Consider the following 14865-nt stretch of genomic DNA (forward strand, 5'->3'; position numbering starts at 1 on the left):
GCGGCGCGGGTGGGCGGCAAGGGCCTTGACCTGAGGGCGGGCGGCGGGATTGTGCACCGGTGGCTGAACGCTGCATCCCCCATTCTGCCCGCGGCGTGCCCCTAGGCTGGTCGCATGATGACGACGTTCCGCGCCTGGTGGGTATCGAAGGAGACGGATGCCTCAGGCACCGCCATGCAGACGGCATCCGTTCGCGAGCTTCGCGACAGCGACCTCGGAGCAGGCGACACCCTAATCTCTGTGCAGTATTCGAGCATCAACTACAAGGACGGACTTGCCCTGTGCGGGCGCCCTGGCGTGGTGAGGTCCTGGCCGCTCATCCCCGGCATCGACCTCGCCGGCACCGTCGAGGCCTCGGATTCCGGGGCCTGGTCCCCCGGCGACAGGGTTGTGCTGACGGGGGCTGGGCTCGGTGAGAGCTCACACGGCGGTCTCTCGCAGCGCGCCCGCGTGGACGGGTCCGCTCTGGTTCGCGTACCGGATGCCCTCGGCCCGTTGCGCACGGCGGCGATCGGCACGGCCGGGTTCACGGCGATGCTCTCGGTGCTCGCGGTGGAACGCCACGGCGTTTCACCCGCCGATGGACCTGTGCTCGTCACCGGTGCTGCCGGAGGCGTCGGCTCAGTCGCCGTCGCGGTTCTCAGCAGACTCGGCTTTGAGGTGGTTGCGTCGACCGGTCGCGCCGACAGCGAGGGTGAATACCTCTCGGCGCTCGGCGCTTCGCAGATCCTCGATCGTGCCGCGCTCTTGGAGCCGGGCAAGCCGATGCAGTCCCAGCGCTACGCCGCCGTCGTCGACTCCGTCGGAAGCCACACCCTCGTCAACGCCATCGCCCAACTCAAGGACGGCGGGGTGGCGACCGCGTGCGGCCTGGCGCAGGGCAGCGACCTGCCGGGCACCGTGCTGCCGTTCATCCTCCGCGGCGTGAGCCTGGCCGGCATCAACTCGGTATACGCGCCCCTGCCGTTGCGGCAGGAAGCGTGGGCGCGGCTCGAACGCGACCTTGACCTCGATCTGCTCGACGGGATGACTGAGGTGATCCCGCTCGCTGCTGCGAAAGACAGCGCTGAGCGCATCCTCGCCGGAGGCATTCGCGGCCGCACGGTCGTCGACGTCAATGCCTGAATCGCTGCCCGACCGGCCAGCTCGCGGGTAATTCGGGCTCGCGCGGGTGAATGGGCACCCGCGCAGCGCAAAAATACCCGCGTCGGGCGCACCCTGGCCGAGGCTCAGACCGTGTCGGTGGGCGCGCTGTCGTCCGCGGCAGGAGTCGACTTCGGGGCCTTCTGTGCCCGGGGCCGACGCACGGGCGCCCGAGTTTTGGCCGCCGCCGCTGCCGTCTCCACCGTGACAACAGCCGTGGCATCAGTGGTGATATCTGTGGCGGGGGGCGCTGCATCGGCGGCGGGCGCGTCGGCATCCGTCTTCGGTGTTGAAACGCGCTTCGGTTTCGGCGTGACCTGCGGAGTCGTCTTGCGGACCCGCGGCGACTTCTTCACCGGCTTCGCATCGAGCTGCAGCTTGGAAACGAGCTCCATGCCGTGCTTCGTCGTGATGATCAGGCGCGAGAACTCCTCGTCGGTCGTATCGATCACGACGGAGGGCTTGGTTCCCTTGAGCACGAGAAAATCCTTGCCGCCATGAAACTTCCATTGCCCCACCGCCAGGGTGAGGGGAATGGCGGTCCCAGGAGCCCGGATGCCACGCACCCAGATCCACGGATCATCCGTCAGCGTGGCCGAGCGGATCGACGAGCGCGGCACCACGATGTTCTCCCGCCGAAGCGAAAGCGTCTTCTCGGCGGTCGACAGGATGACTTCAAGACGGTCGGAGTGCAGCAGGAGTCGAGCCATTCCCCTAGTCTGCCGGTGACCTGCGACAAATCCGCCCGTGAAACCTCACAAAGAGGTAACGTCCAGCTTGTCCGGCCCCCGCGAGGCCGGTGCTCAGGCCGGTTTTGCGGAAGCAGCCGCCCGGGCGGCTGCGGGGAGAGCCTCGATGATGCGGGAAAGTATCCTCTCGTCGTGGGCGGCCGACACGAACCACGCCTCGAAGACGCTCGGCGGAAGCGACACGCCGCCGTGGAGCATCGCGTGGAAGAACGGCGCATAGCGCCACGATTCCTGCGCCTGCGCCTCGGCGTAATTGCGCGGCCGCTCCTCGGCGAAGACGAAACTGAACAGGTTGCCTGCCCGCTGCACGACGTGAGCGACTCCCTCACGACTCAGGGCGTCCGACACCGCCTCGGACAGCACAGCGGATGCCTCGTCCAGGCGCTCGTACACGGCGGGGGTCGCGCGTTCGAGCGTAGCGAGCCCAGCCGCCACGGCCACCGGGTTACCCGAGAGCGTGCCGGCCTGGTACACCGGCCCCTGCGGGGCGAGGTAGTCCATGATGTCGGCGCGTCCGCCGAGCGCCGCGAGCGGCATCCCTCCGCCGATGACCTTGCCGAAGGTGAACAGGTCCGGCGTGTAGAGAGGACCGTCGGCCAGCGAGAGGCCCCAGTAGCCCGAGGAACTCACGCGGAACCCGGTGAGTACCTCGTCGAGGATGACGAGGGCGCCGTGCTCGTGGGCGAGTTCGTGCAGGGCTGCATTGAAGCCGCGGTCGGGCGCGAGCACACCCATGTTGGCGGCGGCCGCCTCGGTGATGACGGCGGCGATCTGGTCGCCACGCTCGGCGAACACCGCGCGCAGCGCGTCGAGGTCGTTGTACGGCAAGACCAGGGTCTGCGCTGCGATTGCCGCGGGTACACCGGCCGATGCAGGCATGGCGAGGGTGGCCAGTCCGGAGCCGGCTTCGGCGAGGAGACCGTCGGAGTGCCCGTGGTAGTGCCCGGCGAACTTCACGAGGAGGTCACGGCCGGTGAAACCGCGAGCCAGGCGGATGGCCGTCATCGTCGCCTCCGTGCCGGTGGATACCAGACGGAGCTTCTCGATCGGGGACACGCCGAGGGCAGAGACCCGCTCTTTGACCAGTTCGGCGAGTTCGGTCTCAGCAGGAGTGGATGCGCCGAAGGAGAGACCACGGGCTGCTGCGTCCTGCACGGCGCGCACCACGTCGCGGTGGGCATGGCCGAGGATCGCCGGGCCCCAGGAACCGACGAGGTCCACGTATTCGGTGCCGTCGGCATCCGTCACCATGGCCCCCGATGCCTTCACGAGGAAGCGGGGAGTTCCGCCGACGGAACCGAAAGCGCGCACCGGCGAGTTCACACCGCCGGGGATGGAGAGCTTGGCGCGGGTGAACAGGTCGTCGTTGCTCATCGCAGCCATCCTGCCAGTTCAGTCGCCCAGTAGGTGAGGACCGCATCGGCCCCCGCCCGGCGGATGCCGACGACGGATTCCTCGATCGCACGCCTCCGGTCGATCCAGCCGTTCTGCGCCGCCGCTTCGATCATCGCGTACTCCCCGGAGACCTGGTATGCCCAGACCGGAATATCGCTCATCGCGGCGACGTCGGCGAGGACGTCGAGGTAGCTTCCCGCTGGCTTCACCATGACGATGTCCGCGCCTTCGGACATGTCGAGGGTTGCCTCGCGCATGCCCTCACGCCGGTTTCCCGGGTTGAGCTGGTAGGTGCGCCGGTCTCCGCTGAGTTGAGAGTCGACCGCTTCACGGAACGGGCCGTAGAACGCGGAGGCGTACTTGGCAGAGTAGGCGAGGATCGCGGTGTCGAGGAAGCCGGCTTCGTCGAGGGCGGTGCGGACAGCGTCCACCTGCCCGTCCATCATGCCGCTGAGACCCAATATGCTCGACCCGGCATCCGCCTGGACCAGTGCCATGTCTACGTAGCGCTCGAGGGTGGCGTCGTTGTCGACACGACCGGAGTCGTCGAGGACCCCGCAATGTCCGTGGTCGGTGAACTCGTCGAGGCACAGGTCGGTCTGAACGACGAGGGCATCGCCGACCTCGGCCACCAGGGCCGCTGTCGCCACGTTGAGGATGCCGTTCGGGTCAGTCGCCTGCGATCCGGTGGCATCACGTGTTTCCGGCACCCCGAACAGCATCACGCCGCCGACGCCAGCCTCTGCGGCATCCGTCGCCGCCCTTTTGAGGGAGTCGAGGGTGTGTTGCGAAACACCCGGCATCGAGCTGATCGGCACGGCCTCATTGACACCCTCGCGAACGAAGAGCGGGAGGACGAGTTCCGCCGGATGCACCCGGGTCTCGGATACGAGGCGGCGCATGGCGGGAGTCTGGCGGAGTCTGCGGGGACGAATCACGGGTACGTTCACCTGTCCAGCCTACGCGTCGGCGGCTGAACCCTCTCCGAGTGCCTCGGCAGCGGCGAGGGGGTCGCCTCAGTCGTCGACCGCCGAGTCGACCGCGACGTTCACGGCGCGCGGGGCGTCGCCGGCTTCGACAAGTGCCACCATCGTGTCAAGCAGCGCGGCGACCGTCTGGTGCCGGGAGACGACATGGACCGCAAGGCCGAAATCGGCGGCATCCTGTGCCGTCCTCGGCCCGATCGCTGCGACGAGCGTCGATTCAGGGAGTTCACCGAATTGCTCGACGACCTGCTGTGCGACGCTGCCACTGGTGACCAGGATGCCGTTGATACGGCCCGAGCGGACGTCCTCGATGACCTTTTCGGACACCGGCTCGCCGATGGTGCGGTAGGCCACGACCGATTCGACGTCATGCCCGGCCGAGATGAGGCCCTCGGTCAGCAGGGGCTTTGCGATCTCGGAGCGCAGGGTGAGGAACCGTTTGGGTTGGGGCTCCAGGCGGGTGAGCTCGGAGACCATGCCCCGAGCCGAGTTGTCCTTCGCGGGCACGAGGTCGACGCGGTAGCCGACGGCCTGGAGTGCGGCGGCCGTCGTCTCACCGACGGCGGCGACTCGCGTGCGTTCCGGGATGCGCACACCCTGGGAATACATGACGTCGACCGTTGTCGCACTCGTCACGGTGAGCCAGTCGAAAGCGCCATCCGCGAGCGCACCGAGCGCTGTGGTCAGCCGCTCCGGGTCGTCGGTCGGTGCGAAGTTGATCATCGGTGCCACAACCGGGGTTGCCCCTCGGGCGCGGAGGTCCGCGGCGACGCTGTCACCCCACGGTCCACCGCGAGGCACAAGAATGCGCCAGCCTTTCAGCGGCTTCGATGATGCGGGTGTGGACATGATGACTGCCTTCAGCTCTGCCTGAGGGGCGCGAGGGTGGCCGCGCCCTGGGCCAGCAAGTCGTCGGCCAGGGCACTGCCGACAGCTTCCGCCGTCCCTATGATCTCGTGTACGGCTGAGGTCGCGAAATCGGCCTGCCGGTTGAGCCTGAGCGTACCCGATCCATCCGGTGCATAAACCGCCGCCGCGAGACTGACCCGCTCTGGGGTAATGACGGCACTGGCGCCGATCGGGGCAGCGCAGCCGGCCTCGAGCCGCGAGAGCACTGCACGTTCCGCCGTTGCTGCCGCGCGGGTCTCCTGGTGTTCGATCGCCTCGAGGGCGGCCAACACGTCGGCGTTTCCGTCGCGATCGTCGTAGATTTCCGTGCGTACTTCGATCGCGAGCGCCCCTTGGGCGGGGGCCGTCGGCCAGACGTCGAGCTCGAGATACTCGGTGACGACGTCGAGCTGGCCGAGACGGCCGAGGCCCGCCGCCGCGAGGACGACCGCGTCGAGCTCGCCCGAGGTGACGAAGCCGAGCCGGGTTCCGACGTTGCCGCGAATGTCGATCACCTGCAGGTCGGGACGGAGCGCAGCCAGCTGCGCCGCGCGGCGGGGTGAGCCCGTGCCCACCCGGGCGCCGCTGGGCAGTGTCTCGATGGTGAGGCCGTCCCGCGCGCACAGCGTGTCGCGGGCATCTGCCCGCACTGGAACCGCGCCGACCCGGAGACCGGCGTACGCGACGGTCGGCAGGTCCTTCATCGAGTGCACGACGAGGTCGCATTCCCCGCGAAGGAGGAACTCGCGAAGCGCTGAAGCGAACACCCCGGTGCCGCCGAGGCTCGACAGGGACTCCCGCGAAACGTCCCCGTGCGTGGTCACCGGAACGAGTTCGGTGTCCACACCGGTCGCCGCCGTGATGGCGCTGGCGATGTCTCCGGTCTGAGCCATGGCGAGGGCGCTGCCCCGTGTGCCGATCCGCAGGGTCATGGCTGCAGTCCGGCGAGGGCTGGCTTGAAGCCCAGGCGCACGTTTTCGCAGCATCCGGGGCGGCACACGTCGTACCAGGGACCGAGGTCGGTCATCGCCGGGCGGTCTTTCACCTGCACACCGTCGCGGCGCTCGAGCACGAGGTCGATGAGGCCAGAGACGTAAGCGGCGTGCGTTCCTGGCGTTGGAACGCGAACGGAGTAGAGCTTGTTCTCCTCGGCCGACTCGGTGGCCTCGTTGTCGAGGTCCCAGAGCACTTCCATGTGGTCGCTCACGAAGCCAAGCGGCACGATGACGACGGCACGTTTGCCACGGGCAGGCAACTGGGCGATGACATCGTTGATGTCCGGTTCGAGCCATGGCATGCTCGGCGGGCCTGAACGGGACTGGTAGACGAGCTGCCAGGCGAGTTCACCCTCGAGGGCCAGTTCGCGCTTCACCGACTCGATGACGACCTCGGCGACGGCATTGTGCTGTGCCGCGTACGCGCCGCCCTCGCCGAAACCGCGTTCAGCGGGGCCGGACCTGGCGGCATCCGTCGACGGAATCGAGTGGGTGGAGAAGAGGATCTCAACCTCGGAGAACAGGTCGATGCCGGGGTTGTCGCGCTGGATCTGCGTGAGACCGTCGCGCACACCGTCGATGAACGGCGTGACGAATCCGGGGTGGTCGAAGAACTGGCGCACCTTGTCGATCGCGATGTGCCCGAACAGACTGGTCTCGTCGAGCGCGATCGCGAAATCCTCGCGGTACTGGCGGCAACTCGAGTAGGACGAGTACGCGCTCGTCGCGATGGCGATGAGCTTGGTGTAGCCGCGCTGGTCGGCTTCGACGAGGGCGTCGCGGAGGTACGGGTCCCAGTTGCGGTTGCCCCAGAGCACGGGCAGGTCGATGCCGCGCTTTGCCAGTTCGGCCTCGAGCGCAGCCTTGAGTTGACGGTTCTGGTCGTTGATCGGGCTCACACCGCCGAAGTGGCGGTAGTGGTGGGCGACCTCTTCCAGGCGCTCCTCGGGGATGCCACGGCCGCGGGTGACGTTGCGCAGGAACGGGATGACGTCGTCCTGGCCTTCAGGGCCGCCGAATCCGGCGAGCAGAATCGCGTCGTATGCGACCGGCTCGACAATGTGCGGTTCGCCGGATGCCGCGGCATCCGTCGCGCCGAGGACGGCCTCGCTCACTGCAGGACCTCCGGGATCTCGGCGGTGGCGATGCGGCGGCCCGTATAGAACGGGACCTCCTCGCGGACGTGCCTGCGGGCATCCGTCGCACGGAGGTCACGCATCAGGTCGACGAGTTCGAGGAGGTCATCGGACTCGATCGGGAGGATCCACTCGTAGTCACCGAGTGCGAATGCCGAAACAGTGTTCGCGATGGCGCCGCGGAACGCTGCACCCTTACGACCGTGGTCGGCGAGCATCTTGCTGCGTTCCTCGTCCGGGAGGAGGTACCACTCGTAGCTGCGCACGAAGGGGTAGACGGTGAGCCAGTCTTTCGGCTCGATGCCGCGGAGGAAGCCAGGCACGTGGCGCTTGTTGAACTCCGCTTCGCGGTGCACGCCCATCGCGTTCCAGGTCGGAAGAAGCGGCCTCAGGATGCTGGTGCGGCGGAGCACGCGGAGGGCCCGCTGGAGCGAATCAGCAGTGTCGCCGTGCAGCCAGATCATGAGGTCGGCATCAGAGCGGAGGCCTGAAACGTCGTAGAAGCCGCGGACGGTCACACCGTCGGCCTGGATACGGGACACGGCACCGTCGAGCTCGAAGACGGCGTGGTCGCTGAGGGGTGCTCGATGTTCGGGTTCGCGGCGAAGAACGGCCCACAGCGTGAAGCCGGTCGGGTTCTCTTCGGGTTCGGGATTGTGCAGGGGGGATGGTGCCTCGGCAGAGGCCGGGTGAGTCATACCTAACATCATCACTCTTTCTCTCGAAGACCCCAAATCTTCAGTATTCCCACGCACACAAAACAGGAGATAGCGCGGTTATCAGGACGGGATCGCCACAAGCATCCTGAAAACCGTGCGATCTCCTGTAAAACCGGTGAACCTACCGAACGGCGATCGCCCGGACGATCCCCCAGACCGCGGTGCCGGCAACAGCGGCGACGGCGGCGATCCCGCCGATGAACGCCGCAGGGTTGTCCTTCTGCAATTTCGCAGCGGCCACGCGACCACGCGCAACGGCGCGGGACACTTTGCGGGGGACGTTGAGCTTGTCCTCGATGGCGTTGAGGGTGGACACAAGCTCGGCGCGCGCCTGCTCCGGCGTCGGCCGAGCAGAGTATGCGGGATTAATAGCGGTCATATTCACCCTCTCCCTTCACGGCGCGGATGTCTTTCTTCACGCTCTCGATCGGATTCGGGTCGGAGCTGAGCTTCTTGAAGAAGTTCACTCCGATGAGCGCGAGCACGGCCGCGATCAGTACGAAGACGACGAAAACGATCAGCGCGGCGAGCCACGCAGGCATGACGAGTGACAGAGCCAGGATTCCGACGGCGACGAGCGTGCCGATGGCGAAGAACACGAAGATCAGCGCGAGCACCATGAAGATCGCGCCCTTGCCCGCATACGAGCCGAGATGCTGCGCCTTGGTCTTGAGCTGGTCGATCTCGGCTTGGATCAGGGCGGTCACCAGGCCGGGTAGATTCCCGATCAGGGTCGCCAGTGATTCTCGGTTCTTGTCACTCACGGTGCGGTCCGTCATGACTGGACTCTCCAGACGCTAATTGGTGGTGCTCGAGGTCGATGTGCTCGTCTGCCCCGGAATCGGGGGCGTGTAAGAGGATGCGTCGGTCGTCGTGGAGGTGGACGTGGTCCGTGACGGCTCGGAGCCAGTCTTACGGCCAGACGTTCCCTCGCCGTTGATGGCGCCGGTGACCTTCTTCACTCCGGCGTAGAGCGCCTTCGGAAGATCGCTCGCCCGAGACTTCGCGAAGTCCTCGACGAGCTCGACCTTCTCCTGGACGGCGTCGGTCTCCCAGACCTTGAGCCAGTTCTTCTTGATCTGCTCGTAGCGCGCACGTCCGGCACGGGATCCGAGCACGTATCCGGTGGCCAGTCCGGCTACAAAAATCAGTTTGCCCCTCATGTTCACTCCGTTTCGTCGGCGGTTCCAGCTTCACAAGCGTAGACCCTAAGCGCCCGTTTCGTCCGGGCTGGTTTTGTCTATGCCGGGTCTGGTATGCCCGTCGCCGAGCGCCCCGGACTCCAGGTAGGAGGTGGCGACGAGGTGCCGGATGCGCGCGGACGCCGCGAACGCGTCAGGCACGACGGAGGCAAGGCCGGTGCCGGAGAGCCATGCACCCGTGACGTCGACGTCGCCGACCGCGATCGCAGCGGCTCGCAGCGACTCGGCGCGCTCGCGCTGGCCAACGGCTGCGCCCGGCAACGTTCCCTGCCACACCGTCCGGGTGAACCCGGCGACGATCGGCTCATCGAGGGCCACGCCGAGAATCTCCGAGGCGTCGTGAAGGGCGATAGCGCGCACGTCGGCGTCGCCGAGACCGAGCGTCGGGTTCTCGGCACCCTGCCGGCCGTACGAGAGCCGGATCACGTGGCGGTGCGGATGCAGAACCCCGGCCTCCGTTCGCAACCACTCCCACTTGGCTGTGGAGTGGGTCAGTGCCTTTGCGAGAACCCCGGACCGCTCAGACTCGGCCACGAGCACCCCGGTGCCGCGAGGCGCCGCATCAAGCTCCTCGGTGTCGAGTACCAAAGTGACCAGTTCGACCGTGGGCGCCTCGGTCGGTTCGGCCGCAGCGATGTCGGGAGAGAACGGCGCAAGCAGACGGAGCGCCTCCGCTTCGGGTGTGGCCACGATCAGGTAGTCGGCGTCGAGGACCCGTTCGTCGTCGAGGGTGACCTGCCACCGGGCGGCATCGTCTGCCGAATCTCCTGAAGCCCGCGCAATCCTGTTCGCGCCGACACCGAGCAGCAGCTCGCCCTCGCGGCTGCGAAGCTCGTCGACGAGCGCACCGACGAGCGTCGACATGCCGCCACGGAGCCCCTCCACTGCCGCCCCGGCCGGGGCATCCGAGCGAAGCAGGGCCACGGCGCCCGAAAGTGATCCCGACACTGTCAGCGCCCGGTTCAACCCGGGCGCAGCACGGGTGACGTCAAGGTCGTACGGGTCTGCGGAGTAGACGCCGCGAGTGACGGGGGCGACGAGCGACTCGAGGACCGCCCGGCCCATTCGGCGCTCCACGAGTTCACCGAGGTTGTGTACCCGCCCGATGGTGAGCACAGGAAGGAGGCGATCGAGGTACGCGCGGATCGCGCCGCGCCAGCCGATCACCCGCCGCACGTCGTCGGCGAGGGGGTTCGACGGAATGCCGAGCAGCCCGGCTTTCGGCAGCGGAACCGATCGGCCGTCGGGCAGGCGCACCCAGGCACCGGCGGCGGCGGGACGCACGACGGCGTCGGCCAGCCCGAGGCTGTCAACCAGTGCCCGGACCGTTCCACCCCGCGTGGCATAGCTTTCGGCGCCGATATCGACCCGGATGCCCGCAATGGTTCGGGTCGCGACGTTGCCGCCCGGCGTCGACGCACGTTCGACGACCGTCACCCGGATGCCGACCCGCGCGCAGTCAAGCGCTGCGACAAGTCCGGCCGCCCCGCCGCCGATCACCACCACATGCCGCGGTTCGATCACTGGGCGTGCACGAATTCCACGAGTCGGGTGAGCACCGCGGGATCGGTTTCGGGCGGGACGCCGTGCCCGAGGTTGAGGACGTGGGACGGTGCATTCGCACCACGTGCCAGCACATCGCGCACGTGCGCCTCGAGAATCGGCCACGGCGCGGAAAGGAGCGCCGGGTCGACGTTGCCCTGCACGGGAACGACGCCCCCGAGTCGCCGGGACGCCTCGTCGAGCGGAACGCGGTAGTCGACGCCGACCACATCCGCGCCGATGTCGTGCATTGCCTTGAGCAGTTCGCCGGTCCCGACGCCGAAGTGCACGATCGGCACGGTGTGAACCACAGCGTTTGCGCCGGGTTCGACCGGCTCGGTGGTGTAACTCAGGTCGCGTACGTGCTCGAGCGCGCGGGCGGATGCCGGGGCCACATGGCGCACGTAGTCGTCGAGTGAGAGCGCGCCGGCCCACGAGTCGAACAACTGCGCAGCCGACGCTCCTGCGAGCACCTGCGCCCGCAGGAACCGGCCGGTGACCTCGGCGACCCACTCCATCAGCCGCGACCAGGCTTCCGGTTCGGCGTGCATGAGGGTGCGGGCGTGGATGTGGTCCTTCGACGGGCCGCCTTCAACGAGGTACGCGGCGAGGGTGAACGGGGCGCCGGCGAATCCGATCAGCGGCGTTCGCCCCAGTTCGGCGACCGTGAGCCGCACTGCTTCGATGACCGGATCGAGCGACTCGTCGAGGACAGACGGGTCGAGGGCGACGAGCTCGTCGATGTCCGAGGCGGTCCGCACCGCCTTGCCGAGGACAGGTCCCTTGCCTGGCACGATTTCGACATCCACGCCCACCTGTTTGAGCGGCACGACGATGTCGCTGAAGAAGATTCCTGCGTCGACGCCGTGCCGACGGACCGGCTGCAGGGTGATCTCGCTCGCGAGCTCGGGCTTGAGGCAGGCGTCGAGCATGGCGTTCCCGACCCGTAGTTCTCGGTATTCAGGGAGCGATCGGCCAGCCTGGCGCATGAACCACACCGGCGTGACGTCCGGTCGGGTGCCGCCATAGGCGGTGATCAGCCGCGAGTCGTGGGTGAGTCCGGCTTCGAGGGGGTGGTTCTGAGAAAGCTGCACGCTCTCATTGTGTCAAAACCGCCGCCGAACGTGCGCAGCGAGCGGGAACCAGGCTCAGCGCCCGGCAACAACGACCGAGACGCCTGCCTCGACGAGCGCTTCGGCGAGCGCCCCCTCCACCGGAGCGTCGGTGACGAGGATGTCGACCGAATCCAGCGGGCAGATCCGAGCGAACGTCGATTTGCCCATTTTCGTGCTGTCGGCCACGACGATGACTCGCCTGGCCACCTTCGCGAACTCGCGGCTCACTTCGGCTTCGCCCTCGTGCAGGGTCGTCAGTCCGAACTGCGCGCTGATCCCGTCGACCCCGAGGATCGCCACGTCGAGGGTGAGGTCAGACAGAGTATCGGAGACGAGCGAACCGACGAGTTCATACGACTGCGGCCTGGCCACTCCGCCGGTGACGACGATCTTCACGTGGGAACGCACCGAGAGCTCGTATGCGATGTTCAGGGCGTTGGTCACGATCGTCACCGCGACGTCCCCGTCTTCGCGGACCAGGTGATCGCTGCGGCCGAGGACCCGCGCAACCTCGCTCGTGGTCGTCCCGCCGTTCAGGCCGACCGAATCCCCGACGCCGACGAAGGACGCTGCAGCCTTCGCGATGACGACCTTCGCCTCGGCCTGCCGGGCGATCTTGTACTGAAGCGGTAACTCGTATCCTGCTCCGAGGGCGGCAGCGCCGCCGTGGGTGCGGGTGACGAGTCTCTGCTCAGCGAGCGTCGTGAGGTCGCGTCTCGCGGTCGCAGACGAGATGTGAAGCGCCGCCGCGATGTCGGCGATGGACACATTGCCGCGCTCGCTCACGAGCTCAAGCAGCGCGTTCAGTCGCTGTTGCTGAGTCACGATTCGTAAGGTCCTTACGACGGCGGCATGGACGGGGAGACCAGTCCCATCCTAGGGCGCCGCACAACCCCGGTCCCGGCCAACCTGGCCTGCGAGGGCACCCACGGCGACGATGTACTGTTCATTCCATGTCAGCGAAGCGCATCCTCGTCACCGGCTCGACGGGCTACGTGGGCGGTCGGCTCGTGCCACGCTTGCTGGCGGCCGGCCGAGAAGTGCGCGTCCTCGTCCGCACGCCCGAGAAACTGCTCGACGTTCCGTGGGCCGGCCAGGTCGAGATCGTCCAGGGAACGCTGCAGGACCGGGATGCCATGGCGCGCGCCTGTGAAGGAATCGACGTCCTCTACTACCTGGTCCATTCGATGACCGGCCGAGGCGACTTCGAACTCGAGGAACGCAAAGCGGCCGAGAGCGTGGCTACCGCGGCACGAGACGCCGGTGTCTCACGGATCGTCTACCTCGGCGGCCTGCACCCTGACTCGCCCGATCTGTCCCGCCACCTGCGATCACGGGTCCTCGTCGGCACCACGCTGCTCGAATCGGGCGTGCCGACCGCCGCCTTCCAGGCCGGGGTCGTGATCGGATCAGGGTCGACCTCGTTCGAAATGATCCGGCACCTCACCGAGGTGCTTCCGTATATGCCCGCGCCGAAGTGGGTGCGCAACCGGATCCAGCCCATCGCCATCCGTGACGTGCTCCACTACCTCCTCGCCGCCGTGGACCTGCCGCCAGAGATCAACCGGACCTTCGACATCGGTGGCCCAGACATCCTGCGCTACGGGCAGATGATGAACGGTTACGCGATCGAAGCGGGGCTCCCCCAACGCGCCATCGCGGCCCTGCCGGTGCTCACCCCATGGCTCGCATCACAGTGGGTGAACCTCGTCACCCCGATCCCGCGGTCGATCGCCGTGCCGATCGTCGAGTCCCTCCAGTTCGACTGCGTCATGCGGGAGCACGACATCGACACGGTCATCGCTCCGCCGGAGGGCGGCCTCACCGGTTATCACGGCGCCGTGCGGCTCGCCCTGGCCAAGATGCGCGATGGCGACGTCGAGACGAGCTGGCAGAACGCGTCGGTCGACGGCGCGCCGAGCGACCCACTGCCGAGCGACCCGGACTGGGCCGGGCACACCGTCTTCACCGATGTCAAGGTTCGCGAGACGGATGCCTCGACGGCGCAACTCTGGACGGTCATCGAAGGCATCGGCGGCGACAACGGCTGGTACTCGTTCCCTCTGGCGTGGGCGCTCCGGGGCTGGCTCGACAAGCTCGTCGGTGGTGTCGGGCTCCGCCGGGGTCGACGGCACGCGCAGGACCTCCAGACCGGGGATGCCCTGGACTTCTGGCGGGTAGAGGCCATCGAGCACGAACGCCGGCTCCGGCTCCGAGCCGAGATGCGGGTGCCGGGCAAGGCCTGGCTAGAGATGGAGATCGAACCGCGCGAGGAGGGCGGATCCCGTTACCGCCAGCGCGCGGTGTTCTTCCCGATGGGCCTATCCGGGAGACTCTACTGGTTCGCGATCCTGCCCTTCCACGGCATCATCTTCAACGGCATGGCGAACCGGATCACCCTCGAGGCGGAGTCGCGGTCAGCCTGACCTGGGTCGGGCTACTTCTCGGGCTCCGCGACCGCACTGAGGTCGGTGAGGAATCGGATGACAATGTCGCGCTCGTCGTGAGTCAACCGCGCGGCGGCTTCGAACCGGCGCGCGTGCACCTTGCCGACGCTTTCGCGGGCGTCGGACCGCGTCGCATCGGTCACGGTGATCATCAGGGCGCGGCGGTCGGTGGGATGCGGTGAACGGGTCACGTGGCCGGCGCGCTCGAGTCGATCGAGCAGTTTCGTCGTCGATGCCGTCGAGATCCGCAGCGTTTCGGCGAGCATTCCCGGCGTCACAACGGCGCCGGCGTTACGGGACGCCATGAGAAAGCGGAGGGCCTTCATATCGGTGGCGTTGAGCTTCATGTGCCTCTGCGAAGCCTCGCTCATCGACTGCTCCGCCTCCCGCCAGGTGCGGAGCGCTGCGAGAACGCGCACGACCGAGTCGACGTCGGCGTCGTCCATCCCAGAGCGCCCCACCAGCTCCTGGGTGGGGTCGATGACGCGCGGATCAAGTAACCAGGCCGACGAATCGGGAGGTGTTCGATCGGAGGTCATTCCACTATT

Annotated in this window: 16 protein-coding genes; 2 read left to right on the plus strand and 14 right to left on the minus strand. The window is 67.5% G+C overall.

Going from position 1 to position 14865, the window contains the following annotated elements:
• Nucleotides 1-117: 117 nt before the first annotated feature.
• A complete protein-coding gene (locus tag BM197_RS02385; RefSeq protein WP_090708951.1) occupies nt 118-1125 on the plus strand; it encodes an MDR family oxidoreductase in 1008 nt (335 codons plus the stop codon).
• Between the two features lie 104 nt (nt 1126-1229).
• Here BM197_RS02385 and BM197_RS16190 read toward each other — a convergent pair whose 3' ends face one another.
• From BM197_RS16190 to BM197_RS02450, 13 genes are all read right to left on the minus strand, one after another.
• The gene (locus BM197_RS16190; protein ID WP_177216686.1) at nt 1230-1853 is read right to left on the minus strand and encodes a hypothetical protein; all 624 of its coding nucleotides are present in this window, start codon (nt 1851-1853) and stop codon (nt 1230-1232) included.
• Between the two features lie 93 nt (nt 1854-1946).
• Nucleotides 1947-3275, minus strand: coding sequence for a glutamate-1-semialdehyde 2,1-aminomutase (gene hemL, locus BM197_RS02395; RefSeq protein ID WP_090708457.1), 1329 nt, complete (start codon nt 3273-3275; stop codon nt 1947-1949).
• Nucleotides 3263-4189: a porphobilinogen synthase gene (gene hemB, locus BM197_RS02400; RefSeq protein WP_245762343.1), complete on the minus strand. Its 927-nt coding sequence runs from the start codon at nt 4187-4189 to the stop codon at nt 3263-3265. Before hemB ends, hemL begins: the two co-directional genes overlap by 13 nt.
• A 114-nt stretch (nt 4190-4303) precedes the next feature.
• Entirely contained in the window at nt 4304-5122 is an 819-nt protein-coding gene (locus BM197_RS02405) for a uroporphyrinogen-III synthase (protein WP_090708461.1), read from the minus strand.
• A gap of 11 nt (nt 5123-5133) precedes the next feature.
• Nucleotides 5134-6093 (minus strand): hydroxymethylbilane synthase, encoded by a 960-nt coding sequence (gene hemC, locus BM197_RS02410; protein ID WP_090708463.1) that lies wholly within the window; start codon nt 6091-6093, stop codon nt 5134-5136.
• The gene (locus tag BM197_RS02415; protein WP_090708465.1) at nt 6090-7271 is read right to left on the minus strand and encodes a ferrochelatase; all 1182 of its coding nucleotides are present in this window, start codon (nt 7269-7271) and stop codon (nt 6090-6092) included. The genes hemC and BM197_RS02415 overlap by 4 nt, the downstream gene beginning before the upstream one ends.
• On the minus strand, nt 7268-7990 hold the full coding sequence (hemQ, locus tag BM197_RS02420) for a hydrogen peroxide-dependent heme synthase (RefSeq protein ID WP_090708466.1): 723 nt from the start codon (nt 7988-7990) through the stop codon (nt 7268-7270). Before hemQ ends, BM197_RS02415 begins: the two co-directional genes overlap by 4 nt.
• 142 nt (nt 7991-8132) lie before the next feature.
• A complete protein-coding gene (locus tag BM197_RS02425) occupies nt 8133-8390 on the minus strand; it encodes a hypothetical protein (RefSeq protein ID WP_090708468.1) in 258 nt (85 codons plus the stop codon).
• Nucleotides 8377-8790, minus strand: a complete 414-nt coding sequence (locus tag BM197_RS02430) for a phage holin family protein (RefSeq protein ID WP_090708470.1) — start codon at nt 8788-8790, stop codon at nt 8377-8379. The genes BM197_RS02425 and BM197_RS02430 overlap by 14 nt, the downstream gene beginning before the upstream one ends.
• Nucleotides 8791-8808: 18 nt before the next feature.
• Nucleotides 8809-9174 carry a hypothetical protein gene (locus tag BM197_RS02435; protein ID WP_090708472.1) on the minus strand — a complete coding sequence of 122 codons (366 nt, stop codon included), beginning with the start codon at nt 9172-9174 and terminating at the stop codon, nt 8809-8811.
• A 45-nt stretch (nt 9175-9219) separates the two neighbouring features.
• Complete coding sequence (gene hemG / locus BM197_RS02440) at nt 9220-10737, minus strand: protoporphyrinogen oxidase (RefSeq protein ID WP_245762344.1); 1518 nt, start codon at nt 10735-10737, stop codon at nt 9220-9222.
• The gene (gene hemE / locus BM197_RS02445) at nt 10734-11849 is read right to left on the minus strand and encodes a uroporphyrinogen decarboxylase (RefSeq protein WP_090708473.1); all 1116 of its coding nucleotides are present in this window, start codon (nt 11847-11849) and stop codon (nt 10734-10736) included. The genes hemG and hemE overlap by 4 nt, the downstream gene beginning before the upstream one ends.
• 54 nt (nt 11850-11903) lie before the next feature.
• Nucleotides 11904-12695, minus strand: a complete 792-nt coding sequence (locus BM197_RS02450) for a DeoR/GlpR family DNA-binding transcription regulator (protein ID WP_090708475.1) — start codon at nt 12693-12695, stop codon at nt 11904-11906.
• Nucleotides 12696-12823: 128 nt separating this feature from the next.
• Between BM197_RS02450 and BM197_RS02455 the strand changes: the two genes are divergently transcribed.
• Nucleotides 12824-14296, plus strand: coding sequence for an SDR family oxidoreductase (locus BM197_RS02455; protein ID WP_090708477.1), 1473 nt, complete (start codon nt 12824-12826; stop codon nt 14294-14296).
• A gap of 11 nt (nt 14297-14307) precedes the next feature.
• On the opposite strand, the gene BM197_RS02460 is transcribed toward BM197_RS02455, so the two are convergent.
• Entirely contained in the window at nt 14308-14856 is a 549-nt protein-coding gene (locus BM197_RS02460) for a MarR family winged helix-turn-helix transcriptional regulator (RefSeq protein WP_090708479.1), read from the minus strand.
• Nucleotides 14857-14865 lie beyond the last annotated feature (9 nt).

Origin of the sequence: Mycetocola miduiensis, from assembly GCF_900115155.1 — a bacterium.
GTDB lineage: Bacteria > Actinomycetota > Actinomycetes > Actinomycetales > Microbacteriaceae > Mycetocola_A > Mycetocola_A miduiensis.